The following is a 16392-nucleotide window of genomic DNA, read 5'->3' as shown; positions in this document are numbered from 1 at the left end:
ATGGAAAGTAAACTGCTCGAATATTACAACCGCGAGCTGGCCTACCTGCGCGAAATGGGGGCCGAGTTTGCCGAACGCTACCCAAAAGTCGCCGGACGGCTGGGCATGCGCGGCATCGAAGTGGCGGACCCCTATACCGAACGTCTGATGGAGGGCTTCGCCTTCCTGACCTCCCGCGTGCAGATGAAAATGGACGCGGAGTTTCCGCGCTTCTCCCAGCGTCTGCTGGAGATGATTGCGCCTAACTATCTCGCGCCCACGCCGTCGATGGCGATCGCGGAGATTGAACCCGACAGCAGCCGGGGCGACCTGAGCAAAGGCTTCATTGTGCCGCGCGGCACCATGATGGACAGCCTGGCGCTGAAAAAAACCGGCGTGACCTGCAGCTATACCACGGCGCACGAGGTCAACCTGCTGCCGCTGAAAATCGATAAGGTCGAGCTGGGCGGCGTGCCCGCCGATCTGCCGCTGGCGCAGCTGGGGCTGAGCCAGCGGCAGATCGGCAGCGCCTTAAGGATCCGCATCGCCTGCGACGGCCCGCAAAACCTCGGGCACCTGGATTTCGACCGTCTGGAATTTTTCCTCGGCGGTCCGGACATTGAAGCGCTGAAGCTGCTGGAGCTGGTGATGGAGCATCACGCCGGGATCGTCTGCCAGACGGTCAGCCCGCAGCCGCAGCGACAGCTGCTGGCGTCGGACGCGCTGCGCCAGGAGGGCTTTGAGCCTGACCAGGCTCTGCTTCCTGACGATCTGCGCAACTTTGACGGCTACCGCCTGCTGCAGGAGTATTTCGCCTTTCCGGCCCGCTTCCGCTTCATCAGCCTGAGCGGTCTGGGCACGCTTATCGAACGCTGTGAAGGCGAAAAAGCCTTCGACATCTTCATTCTGCTGGATAAGTCGGATGAACAGCTGGAGCGCGTGGTCGATGCCAGCCATCTGGCGCTGCACTGTACCCCGGTCATCAACCTTTTCCCAAAGGTCGCGGCGCGTCAGAAGCTGAATGAAGGCCAGCATGAATACCATCTGGTGGTCGATAACATTCGTCCGCTGGATTATGAAATTTACGCGGTCAAAAAAATCTATGGCAGCGCGGACGGCCAGCGCGATGACCAGACGTTTCGTCCATTCTGGAGCACCTGGAGCGGCGATGCGGGCAACTACGGGGCCTATTTTTCCCTTCGCCGCGAACAGCGCGTGCTGTCCGAGCACGCCCTGCGCTACGGCACACGTACCGGCTACATCGGTTCAGAGGTGTTTGTTTCGCTGGTGGATGAACAGCACGCCCCGTGGCAGGAAAACCTGCGCTATATCTCTGCCGAGGTGCTGTGCACCAGCCGCGACCTGCCGCTGATGCTGCAGCAGGAGCTCGGGCAGTTCATTATGGCCGACTCCATGCCGGTGAAATCCCTCACCCTGCGCAAAGGCCCGACGCCACCGCGTCCGGCGCTGGCGGAAGGGTTCAGCACCTGGCGGCTCATCAGCCAGCTGCAGATGAACTACCTCAGCCTGATGGACAGCGAAAATGAAGACGGCGCGGCCGCGCTGCGCCAGCTGTTAGGGCTTTACGCCAACCTGGCAGAAACGCCCGTTGCGCGTCAGGTGGAGGGGGTACGCCACTGCGTGCTGGAGCCGGTTCACCGCCGCGTGCCTGAACCCGGCCCGGTCGTTTTCGCCCGCGGGATCGGCATTACCCTGACGGTGGATGAGCGAGCCTTTTCCGGCGCCAGCCCGTGGCTCTTTGGCAGCGTGATGGAACGTCTCTTTGCCCGCCTGGTGTCCATCAACAGCTTTACGGAGTTCACCCTGAAAAGTCAGCAGCGCGGCGAGATTGGCTACTGGGCGCCGCGCATGGGTAAAAGGGCGCTGATATGAGTGACGCTGCCACTGCACCGCTGCGCGTGCATCGCCTGACCCGTCTGCCGGACGCATTCTGGCAAGGGGTTCGCAAGACGCCCTGGCGCTACGATCTGTTTCAGCTGTTAAGGCGCATTGATGCCCAGGGCGGCGAGCGCTACCCGCTGGGCCGCGCGCCGCTGCCGAAATTTGAGCCGCTGCGCATCGGTCAGCAGCCGTCGATGAGTTTTGCACCGTCGACGCTGGCCCTGGTGCGTCAGCGGGAAGAGAGCGGGCTGCATGAGGTATCTATCCTCAGCTTCGGCCTGTTTGGCCCGAACGGCCCGCTGCCGGTCCACATGACCGAATACGCCCGCGAGCGTATTTATCATCATCAGGACACCAGCCTCAGCGCGTTTGCCGATCTGTTCCATCACCGCCTTGCGCTGCTGTTTTACCGCGCCTGGGCGGATGCACAGCCCACCGTCTCGCTGGACCGCGCCGACAACAGGCGCTTTGAGGGGTATCTGGCATCGTTGATTGGCATGGGCCAGCCGGGGCAGATGAACAAAGGCAGCCTGAGCTCGCATGCGCGATTTACCCACGCCGGACACCTGACCCGTCACGGGCGGGATCCGGAGGGGCTGGAGAAGATCCTGCGCAACTATTTTAAAGCGCCGGTTAAGCTGGTGAGCAACGTGCCGCAGTGGATGCCGCTTTCCACGCGCGAGCAGGCGCAGCTTGGCGCAGGGCGCCGCATGCCGCGCATGGGGGAATCCGCCTTTCTCGGCGTCGCCGTCCGCGACGTGCAGCACAAGTTTCGCATCGAAATTGGCCCGTTAAGCGCGGAGGAGTACAACCGTTTTCTGCCGGGTGAAGCCTGGGTCACCGAACTGCGCGACTGGGTGCGTCAGTACGCCGGGGTGGAGTTTGAATGGGAAACGCGGGTGATCCTGCGTGAAGACGCGGTGCAGGGCACCACGCTCGGCAGCAATGGGCGATTAGGCTATAACACCTGGCTGGGCCTTCAGCCGCAGCCTGTCCCGCGAGGCGATCTGGTGTATCGCGCAGAGCGGTAATCCTTCCGTATACCGAATCATTGTTAATGGAAACTAACATGTCAGAAATTAGCCGTGCCGTGCTTTTCGGCAAACTGGATACGCTGTTATTTACCTCTCTGGAAAGCGCCACTGCGTTCTGCAAGCTGCGCGGCAACCCGTACGTTGAGCTGGTGCACTGGCTGCATCAGCTGATGCAGCAGCAGGATGGCGATCTGCAGCAGGTCATCCGCCACTTTGCCCTTGATGAACAGCAGCTGACGCGCGATATCGTGGCCGCGCTGGACGTCCTTCCGCGCGGGGCGAGTTCCGTTTCCGATCTTTCTGAACATATCGACAGCGCCGTGGAGCGCGCCTGGGTGTTTGGATCGCTGAAGTTTGGCGTCAGCCGTATTCGCGGCGGCCATTTGCTGATCGGCATGCTTAAAACCTGGAACCTGGCCAACGTGCTGAAAAGCATCTCGTCGCAGTTCACCCGCCTTAACGTCGAGGTGCTGATTGAGCAGTTCGACGCTATCTGCGCCAACAGCAAAGAGACGCAGCAGGCCGCTGCCGCCGCAGACGCACCGGCGGGTGCGGTACCTGCGGCGCAGGGGACTCTGGCCCAGTACGGCCAGGACCTGACCGCCCGCGCCCGCGAAGGGAAGATTGACCCGGTTGTCGGGCGCGACGAGGAGATCCGCCAGATGGTGGATATCCTGATGCGTCGCCGCCAGAACAACCCGCTGCTGACCGGGGAAGCCGGGGTCGGGAAAACGGCGGTAGTGGAAGGGCTGGCGCTGCGTATCGCCGACGGCGACGTTCCGGAGCCGCTGCAAAATATTCAGCTGTGGCTGCTGGATATCGGCATGCTGCAGGCTGGCGCAGGCATGAAAGGCGAGTTCGAGGCCCGTCTGCAGGCGTTAATCAATGAGGTCCAGTCCAGCGCCACGCCGATCGTTCTGTTTATCGATGAGATCCACACCCTGATTGGCGCAGGCGGCCAGCAGGGAACCGGCGATGCGGCGAACCTGCTGAAGCCCGCGCTGGCGCGCGGACAGCTGCGCACCATCGGCGCCACCACCTGGGCGGAATACAAAAAGTACATCGAGAAAGACCCGGCGCTGACCCGCCGTTTCCAGACGGTGCAGGTGCACGAGCCGGACGAAGCGAAAGCCATTCTGATGCTGCGCAGCACCGTGTCGCCGCTGGAGACGCACCACCAGGTGCTGCTGCTCGACGAAGCGGTCAGCGCGGCGGTGAAGCTGTCGCATCGTTACATCCCGGCGCGTCAGCTGCCGGATAAAGCCGTTGCGCTGCTCGACACCGCCTGCGCCCGCGTCGCGGTCAGCCAGAGCGCGCCGCCCGCGCAGCTCGAAGAATGCCTGCGCCACCTTGCCGCGCTGGACGTGGAAATTGAGATTGCTGAACGCGAAGCGCGCGTGGGAGCCGGTGACGCCGATCGCGTGACCGCTTTACTCGCCGAACGCGACGCGTATGAAACAAAACGCGAAGCCCTGGCCCGGCGCTGGGAAGAAGAGCGCGGCCTGGTGCAGGAGATTATTCGCCTGCGCGCGGCGCTGTTCGCGGCGGGCGATGATGATAGCACCGAGCTGCGCGGCCAGCTGGCGGAACGGCAGCAGGCGCTGAACGCCCTGCAGGGCGATGAGCCGCTGCTGTTTGCGGCGGTGGATGAAAACGTGGTTGCCGCGGTGGTCTCTGACTGGACCGGGATCCCGCTGGGCCGGATGGTGAAAAACGAGATCGACGCCGTGCTCAACCTCGCCGACACGCTCAACCAGCGCGTTATCGGCCAGCGTCACGGTCTGGATCTTATTGCCCGCCGCGTGAAAACCTCGCGTGCGAAGCTGGACGATCCCAACAAACCGGTGGGCGTCTTTATGCTGTGCGGCCCGTCCGGGGTCGGTAAAACCGAAACCGCGCTGGCGCTCGCGGAATCCCTGTACGGCGGCGAGCAGAACGTTATCACCATCAACATGAGTGAGTTCCAGGAAGCGCACACCGTTTCCACCTTAAAAGGTGCGCCTCCGGGGTACGTAGGGTATGGTGAAGGCGGCGTGTTGACCGAGGCCGTGCGCCGCCGTCCGTACAGCGTGGTGCTGCTGGACGAAATTGAGAAAGCGCACCCGGACGTCCACGAGATCTTCTTCCAGGTCTTTGATAAAGGCTGGATGGAAGACGGCGAGGGGCGCCACATTGATTTCCGTAACACCATCATTATTCTGACGTCTAACGTCGGCACCGACCTGATTAGCGCCATGTGCGCCGATCCGGAGCTGATGCCGGAGCCTGACGCGTTAAGCGGCGCCCTTCGCCAGCCGCTGCTGGAGGTATTCCCACCGGCGCTGCTGGGCCGCCTGCTGGTGGTGCCGTACTACCCGCTCAGCGACGAGATGCTGGGGCAGATTGTTCGCCTGCAGCTCAAGCGCATTCAGCGTCGTCTGGAAGAGAATCACAGCATTATTTCTGAGTTTGACGACAGCGTGGTGGAACAGATTGTTCAGCGCTGTACCGAGGTGGAGTCCGGCGGCCGCATGGTGGATGCTATTCTGACCAACACCTTGCTGCCTCAGATGAGCCAGATCTTACTTACCGCCAGCCGCAGCGACGAGCAGTACCGACGTCTGCACGTCACCTGCGAGCAGGGCGAGTTTCACTGTCAGTTTGCCGCGTAATAATCATCAAGAGAACTGTAAAAGATGACGGATAATGATAACAATCGGACTGTCCCAAACGCGCTCCCGGTCGGGTACCGCTTCAACGAGTTTGAAATCAAAGAGGTGATCGGCGGCGGCGGTTTTGGCATCGTCTATCGCGCGTGGGATCACCAGCTCGAACGCACTATCGCTATCAAAGAATTTATGCCTTCCTCGCTCGCCGTGCGCGGCGACGACATGACCCTGGTGCTGCGCAGCGAGCGCTTTGGCAAAGCGTTTTCCGCAGGCCTGAACAGCTTTATTCAGGAAGCCCGTCTGCTGGCGCGCTTTAACCACCCGAACCTGCTGCACGTCCTGCGTTTCTGGGTGCAAAACGACACGGCCTACATGGGGACGCTGTTTTACAGCGGCACCACGCTGTCGCGCCTTCGTGAAGAAAAACCGGAGCTGATCAACGAGGCCTGGATCCGCCGCACGCTGCCGATGCTGTTCGGTGCAATCAAGACCATTCACGACGAAGGCTATCTGCACCGCGACATCTCTCTGGATAACATTCAGATTCAGGATAACGGCCTGCCGGTGCTGCTTGATTTCGGCTCCGCGCGCCGCACCATCGGTAACCTCTCCGACGAAACGGAAACCATGCTGCGCCCGGGCTTTGCGCCGATCGAGCAGTACACCGACGACAACGAAAGCGAGCAGGGCCCGTGGACGGATATTTATGCCCTCGGCGCGGTGCTGCGTACCCTGATTGTGGGTTCTCCGCCGCCGGTCAGCGTGGTGCGCTCAATTCAGGATACCTGCAAACCGCTGGTGGAAATCATGCCGCAGGGCTATTCCATCCCGCTGCTGCAGGCCATTGACCGCGCGCTGGCGCTGCACATGGAGGACCGTCCGCAGTCCATCGACGAGTTCGCCGCGCTGATTGAAATGCCGGTCGCGGGTATCAACGATGTGCTGGCGGCGAAAAAGCCCGGCACGATGCTGGTACCGGTGGAGGAGGAACAGCCGTCTTCGCTGCTCGACTGGCGTCGCTACAAGACCCCGGGCATGGTTGCCGCAGGCGTGTTGGTCGGCGTTGTCGCTGGCGCGATGCTGTTCAGCGGCGGCAAAGATGCACCAGAGCAGGCTGCACAGCCACCGGCAGAGACGCGTCCGACTGAGACCGCCGCAAACGCGCCGGACGTGAAGCCGGAAACGGCGAAGGTTAACGAGCAGGCGACGGCCCAGCAGACGCCACCGCCTGTCGCGAGCCCTGTTGCGTTGGTCTATATCCGCATCCTCGACGGCGAAACGCTGAAAGTAAACGGCGAGCCAAAAGCGCTGCGCCCGGGAACCAACGGCTATGCATCGCTCAAGCTGCCAGCCGGTGAGGTGAAGATTGAACTGCAGGGCAACGGAAGAACCCGTAGCCAGACGCTGGATATTGCGAAGCCCGGCACCTGGCTGGTGAACCCTTAGAATTACGCTCAGTCACAGATGCGAACCTCTTTTCTGCATCGCATAAGCTAGATGGAATAAAGATTATGCTCAACCGAATTACCGTTCAGCTCCCGGTGGAGGGGCTTCTGTTCTGGAAACTGACGGGCCGCGAGGCGATGTCCGAGTCGTTCGCGCTGACGCTGACCGTGCTCGGCACGGACGCGCGCATTGACCGCAGTAAGCTGCTGGGCCAGCCGGTCACGGTGACCATCCCGACGCAGAGCCTGCTGACGTCCCGCTATGTTAACGGCAAGATTACCCGCGTGGCGGTCAGCGCCGTCGAGCTGACGGGCACCCGCTATGCGGTGTACCAGCTGACGGTGGAGCCGGACCTGTGGCCGATGAAGCGCGACCGTAACCTGCGTATCTTTCAGGGGCAGACGGTGCCGCAGATTGTCAAAACCCTGCTGGGTGAGCATCAGGTCAACGTTGAGGACAAACTCACCGGCAGCTACCGGGTGTGGGACTACTGCGTGCAGTATCAGGAGTCGAGCCTGGACTTCATCAGCCGCCTGATGGAGCTGGAGGGGATTGCCTATCACTTCAGCCACGAGGCGGACAAACACACCCTGGTACTGACCGACGCCGCCACGCAGCATCAGCCGTTCAGCGGCTATGAGGTTATTCCTTACCATCAGACGCCATCAGGCGGCAGTACGGATGAGGAGGGCATCAGCCAGTGGGCGCTGGAGGACAGCGTGACGCCGGGGATTTACAGCCTCGACGACTATGACTTCCGCAAGCCGAACGCGTGGCTGTTCCAGGCCCAGCAGAACCCGGCGTCGCCAAAGCCGGGCAGCATCGACGTGTACGACTGGCCGGGGCGCTTTGTGGACAAAGGCCACGGGGAGTTCTATGCCCGTATCCGTCAGGAACGCTGGCAGGTTGAGCATCAGCAGATTCAGGCCACCGCCACGGCGGCGGGGATTGCGCCTGGCCACACCTTCACGTTAACCAACGCGCCGTTCTTCAGCGACAACGGCGAGTATCTGGTGACGGCGGCGGGTTACCACTTCGAAGAGAACCGCTACGCGAGCGGCGAGGGTGAAACCATTCATCGCACCGATTTTACGGTCATCCCGTCGGCGGTGGTCTACCGTCCGGCGCAGACCACGGCGTGGCCGCGCACCTACGGCCCGCAGACGGCGAAAGTGGTGGGGCCGAACGGCGAGAGTATCTGGACGGACAAATACGGTCGCGTGAAGGTGAAGTTCCACTGGGATCGGCTGGCGAAGGGCGATGACACCAGCTCCTGCTGGGTGCGCGTGTCGAGCGCGTGGGCGGGCCAGGGCTACGGCGGGGTGCAAATCCCGCGCGTCGGCGACGAGGTGGTGGTGGACTTTATCAACGGAGATCCGGACCGTCCGATTATTACCGGTCGCGTGTACAACGACGCGAGCATGCCGCCGTGGGCGCTACCGGCCGCGGCGACGCAGATGGGCTTTATGAGCCGCACGAAAGACGGTTCCGTCGACAACGCCAACGCCCTGCGCTTTGAGGACAAGGCGGGCGCAGAGCAGGTGTGGATCCAGGCCGAGCGCAACATGGACACCAGCGTTAAGAACGATGAAACGCACAGCGTCGGCGGGGCGCGCAGCCATTACGTGAAGAAAAATGAACTGCATCGCGTGGAAGCGAACCAGACTCAGGCCGTGAAAGGCGGAACCGAGATCCTGACGGGGAAAGGCAAGCTGGACGCGGCGGTGGAGCAGTACGTTATTGCTTCCGGGACGAAGCTGCGGCTGGTCTCCGGTGAGAGCGCTATTGAGCTGAATGCTAACGGCAAGATTAACCTCATCGGCAAAGAGTTTAACTTCTTCGTGGAAGGGGATGGGTATATCACCACGGGCGGTAAGCTGCATCTGAATACCTCTGGCACCAAGCCGGGCACAACGGCACCGGGTTCGGGGCATAAAGGGGATATTGATGCGGCGGTGCAGGCGAAGTTTTCACCGCAAGAGAGCGCTAGTCGTCCTGCCCCTGCTGCGGCTCCAGCAGCAGGCCAATCGAAACCTGCTCCAGCTTCGGCGTCAACAACAGCCCCGCCTTTGAAAGGGAATTATGTTTATAAAAATAATCCGAATAGCTCAGACGTTATGCCTTTCAATGATGATGTTGTTAAACAAATCAACAAGTCACCGACCCTTCAAACTCAGCTAAAAGATTTGAAAGACAAGGGATGGGCGATTCAACCAGGTGCGACTGGAGGGGGAAGTTATACTGATTCGGATAATAAACTGATCGTTATGGATCCCGAACACATGGAAGACACGGCCAATACAGTACAAACACTGGCTCATGAAGCAGGGCATGCAACATATCCTGTTGCAGCGGACTATTCTAGTAAAGAAAATTTCGTTAACAGCCAGCTTATGGATGAAGGTGGTGCAACCTTGAATAATATCAAAATACAGCGTGAAATTCTGGGAAATGGCGGTATTGATATTGATATAGCAGGAAGCCCGGAAAATCTCAAAGCTTACAATGCAGCCTATGATAAAATGGTAAATGGAGAGCTGTCGCGGGTTGACGCTGCAAAAGCTATAGGTAAAGTCTACGGTAAAGGCGAAATAGCTTCGGGTACCGATCTCAATTACAGCGATTATTACGGGGGTTTCTATGGTAAGTAGAATGACAAAAAATACCATCCTCTTTTTGCTCCCACTATTTTCATCTTTTTCTTACGCAGGACAAACAAACATGAACCAAGATTCGTTATGGCATATTGTTAAAGAACTCAAAACAGTCTGGGGAAAACAGACCGAGGATGTCAGTAAACTTTTCCATCAACCACTGGTCCAAAAAAATCCAGAAGTGAAAGACCGTTATACGTCAGTTCCATTCACATTATCTGATGGAACACGTATCAGCGATTTAGATGTTCGTTTATGGGGAAACGGGGATAATAGTGTCTCACTTGTCTCGTTTGTAATCGAACAGCCTTGCATTACGCTCGAACAAGTCAAAACTCATTTCCCTGATGTTAAAATTTCTAACATTCCTCGAGGGAATACCGCAGGACAATCAGTAGGATACCGAACCGTTGCTGATGAGAGAGGACTTGCATGGGCATTTAGTTTTCCGGTAATGAACCAGGAATGCCTAAATAGAGTCGTTATGTCGCGTTACGATCGTTAATAAGTGTTGTGTTTTCATGCCGGCACGGGTATTTCGCTGCCGGTTTGCAGTATTCGTGAAAAGCGTAATTTACATCAAGTTAGTGACGATAAACGTGAAAAAACACACGCCTATATTTCTTTGTTTTTCCCTGATGTTTAGTTGTCTGAGTAGCATTGTGGTTTTGGCAGAGGCTATGCCGCCCGTTCTGACAAAACAGGATTTTTCCGTGAAGGTCAAAGACCAGTCCATCGCCCTGGGCGACAGATGGGCTTCTAATATCGCGCTTAAATTTGACGTGCCGGTGGAAGGCAGTTTTACCGGTGAGGTTCCTTTTGACGGAACTAATTATAAATTCTTCCAGCATCAAAGGGCTGGGTTAGAAATATTCAGTTCTAATCTCTGGTGGGATAAAGCGGAAAGAAGCGTTGATGATTATATCGTGTCTCAAATTACGGTGACTGCCGAAGGCTTCGCAACGCCGCGTGGTATCCATGTGGGTTCAACGAGAGAGGAATTGAACAGCGCATACGGTACCGGTCAGGTCGACAATGATTCGGGGGAACAGTGGATTACCTACGAGTTGGGTAAAAAAGCGCTCTCGTTTGAGATGAAAGACGGCAACGTTTTGAAAATAACCATGAATTACAACAATGGCTCTTCAGAATAATTTATGACCAAAAAGTATCTGGCAGCCGTTTTGTTCACCGCTTTATTGACAGGCGTTGTTGAAACGTCATCGGCGCTTGAATTATCGCAATACAATAAGCTCGATACGGTTAGCCGCATCGTTAACGACAGCGAAGTGACAGACAGTCTCAGGACGCTGCTGGGAAATCATTACCAGACCTTTATTGATAACTTTGATGTCTTCGGTGAACCGCATACCGCGGCAGGCGGCGGATTGTTTGTTGAAGGCTGGCTAAAGGATCTCTACCAGGAGAATGCGTCAGCGCTGGTCATCAATCCTGACGGCAAAATCTTTGCGGCCTGGGTGGTTCCGGAGTCGGACGTTATACAATATCGGTCATCTGATAATAGCCCGGTTATTCATGCCGATATTCAGCAATGGGCCGCCAGATTCAATACGATGCAGTTTGCAAAAAGCAGCCAATCAGGCCTCGCGTTTGACGGGGAGTGGGCTGGAGAATCCGGGAGCGACTCGACGTTAACCCTGCGGTTATCTGAATCAGGCAACCGTATCACCGGGTCTTATTGCTATATCTCCCAAAAAGGAAACCGCATAGATTGCCCGGAAGAAGATGAGCGTAATCTTACCGGTACGATCGCTGGCAATCGCGCCAGCGTTGAATTCAACTCTTCATTTGGCGGCCCAGGCGGACGTGCTGTTCTGGCAATAAAGGGGAGTGAAATGGAATGGCGTCTGGTAACGCCTCCACAAAAAGGAAATGATTATACTCCGCTGCGTTATACGTTACGTAAAGCCGCTTCGGTTCATCACGCTGAAACCAGAAAACTGGACACCGAAAAGTTCGCTATTTCGCTGATAAACAGGTGTGGTCATTTTGATAGCGAATGTGACCAGATGGTTTATCTCGGCGTGCGCAAAAGTGATAACAGTACGATCTCCTTAAAGGGAAAAACATTGCACGACAACGCAGGTAAAATAATCGGCTCAACGTACAAGAATGGCGAGATCGTTTATACTGTGACGTATGCACCCGCGAAATTGGTTGTCAGCAAAGGCAGCCAGGTTTTAGTCGAACAGTCAGGTCAATGGCGTAAATAATAAAACAGCCAGCCAAAGGGCCAGCATGGATTGGCCTTTTTGTTTCTCACAATATTAATCATCCCGAGTTCACTTATGAAATACACCCTTCAGGAAGGTTCGTTTTCCCTTTTTCCTGCTGCCTGGCAGGATAACAGCATGAATATTATTCGCGATGACGAAAGCGGGCTGTCCGTGGTGGTCAGCCGCGGCGTGATTCCCGATGGCAGCGACTACGAACAAGAGTTTCACCGCCAGTGGGATGTGCTGCGTCCTCAGATGGGCGAAATTGCCCAGAGCGAATTCCGGAACGTAAAAGCCGGGCCTGACGGAAAAATTAACGGGCTGGAAGTTGAAACCACCTTTGACCGTAACGGGCAGCACCTGTGGCAAAAACAGCTGGCCGTTCAAACGCCGGGCAAACCGGTATTGATGATTTTTACCCTCTCGGCACTCAGAGCCTTTACCGAAGAGGACGAGGTGCGCTGGAGCGCGCTTAAGCAGAGTCTGACGCTAAACGACAACCGGAATGTGTAAGGCATGAGCGATAACAACGCGGCCCGTAAGGGCGACGAGATTATTCACTCCAGCATTTTTGCTGACATCACCAGCATTGTGGCGGAAGGCGCCGCCTATGCGGTGATCGGCGCGGCGGTAGGCGCAGCTGCAACCGTAGCGGCGCCATTGCTGGGCGCAGGGGCGGCCGCAGCGGGCGTGGCGGCAATAGGATCCAGCTGTCTGTTAAGCGGGATTATCGGTGGCGTGCTGGCGAACGTCGCGGGTATTACCGACGATATTAGCAACGCCGCTGAGGGGTTAGGCAATGCGCTTTTCCCGCCGTCGCCTGCGGGTAAAATCACTACCGGTTCCAGTAACGTTCTCACCAACGCAATCCCCGCCGCGCGCGCGGCAGGCACGCTGACGCCCGCCGATACGCCGTCTCCTGAGCCACAGTCGCCGGGCAGCTTTGCCGATTACGCGGGCATGCTGCTATCCGCAGCCGGTCAGTTTGGTAGCGAAATGTGGCAGCCGAGCGTGGCCTCTGCCGCCGCGGGAACCTCGCCGCTGGAAGAAGACAAGGTGGCGTGCGAAAAGCACTCCGGACCGCAGTATCTGGCGGAAGGCTCTAAAAGCGTCTTTATCAACGGGCAGCCTGCGGTGCGTGCCAAAGATCGCACCACCTGCGAAGGCACCGTTTCCGACGACGTCTCCCCGAACGTGATCATCGGAGGCGACACGCTCACGGTCCGCGATATCAAAAGCGGTAAAACGCCGGGTCTGGCGCTGGGGATGATTGCGCTCTCACTGCTGCGCGGGCGTCCGGGCAAGATCCTGAAAAACATGCCCTGCGCGCTGGCGGCAGCCGGCGGCGGGATGCTGGCCGATATGGCGGTGAATGCCGTGTTTGGCTCCTCGCACCCGGTTCATGCCGCCACCGGCGTGAAGGTGCTGAATGACGACGACGAGCTCGACTTCTCGCTGCCGGGGCGCTTTCCGCTTCGCTGGCAGCGCAGCTACAACAGCCTGACCACCCGCGAAGGGCTGTTCGGTCTGGGCTGGGCAACCGCCTTTGACAGCTATCTGGCGCTGGAAGAAGACAACGCGACCTGGTTCGACGAAACCGGGCGCGAGCTGAGCTTCGAGCTGCCCCCTGTCGACCGCGCGTTTTACAGCATCAGCGAAGGCATTATCATCCGCCGCAATGAGAACGGCGACGTGGCGATTGCCGACGATGACGGCGCGGTGTGGCGTCTGTATAAACCGACCCGGGCGAATCCATCTATCCTGCGTCTGGCCTCCCTCAGCGATGAATACGGCAACGCGCTGCTGACGGAGTGGGACGAGCACGGCAGGCTGGTTGGTCTTCACGACGAGCCGCGGGCGATAGACGTCACCCTGCGCTATGACGATGAACGTTTCCCGCAGCGCGTTACCGCTGCCAGCCATTTCGACGGTAGCCATACATGGCCGCTGATGCAGTGGGGCTACGACGCGCGCGGCCAGCTGGCGAGCGCGACGGACGCCTCCGGCGTGGTGACGCGTGAATACCGCTATAACGAGCACGGGCTGATGGTCTGGCACCGGATGCCGGGCGGCCTGGAGAGCGAATACCGCTGGAAAAAATTCGACCACTGGCGCGTGGTGGAAAACCGCACCAGCACCGGGGACGGGTGCCGCTTTAGCTACGATTTAGCCGCTGGGCTGACGACCGTCGAGCACTACGACGGCCAGACGCGCCGCCACTACTGGAACGCGCAAAATCTGATCGTCCGCTACGTTGACGAGCGCGGTGAAAACTGGCTCTACGAGTGGGACGAGAACGAGCTTCTGACGCGTCGCATCGATCCGCTCGGCAATGCCGTTACCTTCGTCTACGACGACATGGGCAACCGGGTTCAGGAGATCGACCCCGACGGCAATACCCGCACTACCACCTGGCTGGAGCACCGCGCGCTTCCTGCGGCCATTATCGAAGCCGACGGCAGCGCCACCCGGTTCTGGTACGACGAACATCACGGCCTTAAGCGCGTGGTGGACCCGATGGGGCAGACGACGCAGCTGCGCCGGGACGCGTTCGGCCAGGTCGTTGAAGAGGTTGATGCCGCCGGAAACAGCCGCTACCAGGAGTACAACGAGGCCGGGCAGATCGTTCGTTCGACGGACTGTTCCGGGCGTATTACCCGCTACCGCTACCATCCGCTGGGCTGGCTGGTGGCTGAGACTGGCGCCGACGGGGAAGAGACGCGATATCGCTACGACGCTGCAGGGCGTCCGGTGCAGCTCGATCGCCCGGAAGGCTGGACGGAATCGCTCAAATGGAACGAACGTGGCCTGCCGGTGAAGCATGCGGGCGCCGACGGGAAAGAGAGCGAGTTCATATACGATGAGGCGGGGCGCTTAACCGCCACCCGTAATCCTCAGGGTGAAGAGGTCCGTCGCCGCTGGGACAGCCGAGGGCGTCTGATTGCCCTGGAAAACGAAAACGGCGAAGCGTATCAGTTCCGCTGGGGCGCGGACTCGCTGCTGCTGGAAGAGGTGGGGCTGGATGGCGTAGCCTCGCAGTATCGCTACGACGCCAGCGGACGCACGATAGCGCGCACGTTTGCCGCCGGTCATCCGGAGGCCATCACCCACGCCTTCGCCTGGAGTGCGAGCGGCCAGCTGGTCGCCCGCACCACGCCGGAGGGGCAGACCCGCTATCACTACACGCCGTCCGGGCTGTTAAGCCGGATTGGGCTGCATCCTGCGCTTGCAGCCGACGCGTGGACCACCGAGGCAGAGCAGGAGCTCGCCTTTGAGTATGACGCGCTCGGTCGCGTGACGCGCGAAGCGGGCGAGCTCGGCGAGCTGGCGTGGGAGTATGACGCGCTGGGCAACCGCACCTCCGTCACGCTTCCCGACGGCCGCGAGCTGAAGCAGTTCTACTACGGCAGCGGGCATCTGCTCAGCATTGCTCTTGATAAGCTGTCGGTCTCTGATTTTACCCGCGACGAGCTCCACCGGGAGACCAGCCGCACCCAGGGGCTGCTGACCACCCGCAGCGAATACGATCGTCTTGGCCGACTGCATCGCCGTGATGTCTTTACCGGCAATGCCCAGCGCCCGTCGCCGCGCCGCTGGTCCCGCCGCTGGGATTACGACTACCGCAATAACCTGGTGCGGGAAGAGCGGGACGATAACCCCTTCAGCTGGTACCGCTGGCAGTACGACAGCGCCGGGCGCCTGCTGGTTCAGGACGGCACGCTGCCCGGCCAGGAGCAGTGGCGCTGGGATGCAGCCGGTAACCCGCTGGAAGGATCTGCTGAGAAGGTCACGCACAACCGCCTGACGCAGCTGAACGGCATTCGCTGGCGCTATGACATCCACGGCCGCACCGTGGAGAAAGATAACGGCCAGACCCGCTGGCACTACCGCTACGACGGTGAACATCGCCTGACGGAAGTCATCAGCCAGCCGCGGGACCGCAATAAACCGCAGACGCAGGTCAGCTTCCGCTACGATCCGCTCGGTCGCCGCATCAGCAAAACGCGACGCCAGATGCTGGGCGGACAGCCAACCGGCAAGCCGGTCACCACCCGGTTTGTCTGGGAAGGGTTCCGCCTGCTGCAGGAGGTGCACGGGGATGTGCCGCTGACCTACGTCTACAGCGACCAGGACAGCTACGATCCGCTGGCACGTATTGATGGCGTTAATGCTCCAGAGATCTTCTGGTTCCACTGCCAGCCCAACGGCACGCCGGAGCGGATGACGGATAGTGAAGGGCAGGTGCGCTGGGAGGGGGTGAACAGTGCCTGGGGCAAGCTGCTGCGGGAAAGCGAGACGCAGGTATCAGGATATTCTCAGAACCTGCGCATGCAGGGGCAATACCTGGACCGTGAGACAGGGCTGCACTACAATCTCTTCCGGTATTACGACCCGGACTGCGGGCGGTTTACGCAGCAGGACCCGATAGGGCTGGCGGGGGGGATAAACCTTTACCAGTATGCGACGAATGCGCTCGGGTGGGTGCATCCGT

Annotated in this window: 10 protein-coding genes; all 10 read left to right on the top strand. The window is 59.2% G+C overall.

Features of this window, described 5'->3' with window-relative positions; translation table 11 throughout:
- On the top strand, positions 1 to 1872 hold the full coding sequence (gene tssF / locus INF68_RS00705) for a type VI secretion system baseplate subunit TssF (RefSeq protein WP_023312147.1): 1872 nt from the start codon (positions 1 to 3) through the stop codon (positions 1870 to 1872).
- Positions 1869 to 2912 (top strand): type VI secretion system baseplate subunit TssG, encoded by a 1044-nt coding sequence (gene tssG / locus INF68_RS00700; RefSeq protein ID WP_126786370.1) that lies wholly within the window; start codon positions 1869 to 1871, stop codon positions 2910 to 2912. Before tssF ends, tssG begins: the two co-directional genes overlap by 4 nt.
- Positions 2913 to 2950: 38 nt before the next feature.
- Positions 2951 to 5566 carry a type VI secretion system ATPase TssH gene (tssH, locus tag INF68_RS00695; RefSeq protein ID WP_126786369.1) on the top strand — a complete coding sequence of 872 codons (2616 nt, stop codon included), beginning with the start codon at positions 2951 to 2953 and terminating at the stop codon, positions 5564 to 5566.
- Between the two features lie 24 nt (positions 5567 to 5590).
- The gene (locus tag INF68_RS00690; RefSeq protein ID WP_126786368.1) at positions 5591 to 7009 is read left to right on the top strand and encodes a serine/threonine-protein kinase; all 1419 of its coding nucleotides are present in this window, start codon (positions 5591 to 5593) and stop codon (positions 7007 to 7009) included.
- Positions 7010 to 7074: 65 nt separating this feature from the next.
- Positions 7075 to 9660 carry a type VI secretion system Vgr family protein gene (locus INF68_RS00685; protein ID WP_126786367.1) on the top strand — a complete coding sequence of 862 codons (2586 nt, stop codon included), beginning with the start codon at positions 7075 to 7077 and terminating at the stop codon, positions 9658 to 9660.
- Position 9661: 1 nt separating this feature from the next.
- Positions 9662 to 10168 carry a hypothetical protein gene (locus INF68_RS00680; protein WP_223825968.1) on the top strand — a complete coding sequence of 169 codons (507 nt, stop codon included), beginning with the start codon at positions 9662 to 9664 and terminating at the stop codon, positions 10166 to 10168.
- A gap of 208 nt (positions 10169 to 10376) precedes the next feature.
- The gene (locus tag INF68_RS00675; RefSeq protein ID WP_223604326.1) at positions 10377 to 10817 is read left to right on the top strand and encodes a hypothetical protein; all 441 of its coding nucleotides are present in this window, start codon (positions 10377 to 10379) and stop codon (positions 10815 to 10817) included.
- A gap of 3 nt (positions 10818 to 10820) precedes the next feature.
- Positions 10821 to 11897: a hypothetical protein gene (locus INF68_RS00670; protein ID WP_193525201.1), complete on the top strand. Its 1077-nt coding sequence runs from the start codon at positions 10821 to 10823 to the stop codon at positions 11895 to 11897.
- Between the two features lie 75 nt (positions 11898 to 11972).
- Positions 11973 to 12413 carry a DcrB-related protein gene (locus tag INF68_RS00665; RefSeq protein WP_126786365.1) on the top strand — a complete coding sequence of 147 codons (441 nt, stop codon included), beginning with the start codon at positions 11973 to 11975 and terminating at the stop codon, positions 12411 to 12413.
- Between the two features lie 3 nt (positions 12414 to 12416).
- Positions 12417 to 16392: DUF6531 domain-containing protein (locus INF68_RS00660; RefSeq protein ID WP_193525200.1), on the top strand; the 3976-nt coding region annotated here is incomplete at its 3' end.

The sequence above is a fragment of the Enterobacter cloacae complex sp. P16RS2 genome, from assembly GCF_014982155.1.
Lineage (GTDB): Bacteria > Pseudomonadota > Gammaproteobacteria > Enterobacterales > Enterobacteriaceae > Enterobacter > Enterobacter cloacae_M.
The sequence above is the reverse complement of the archived record's forward strand: the minus strand, read 5'-3'. Positions and strand labels throughout refer to the sequence as shown.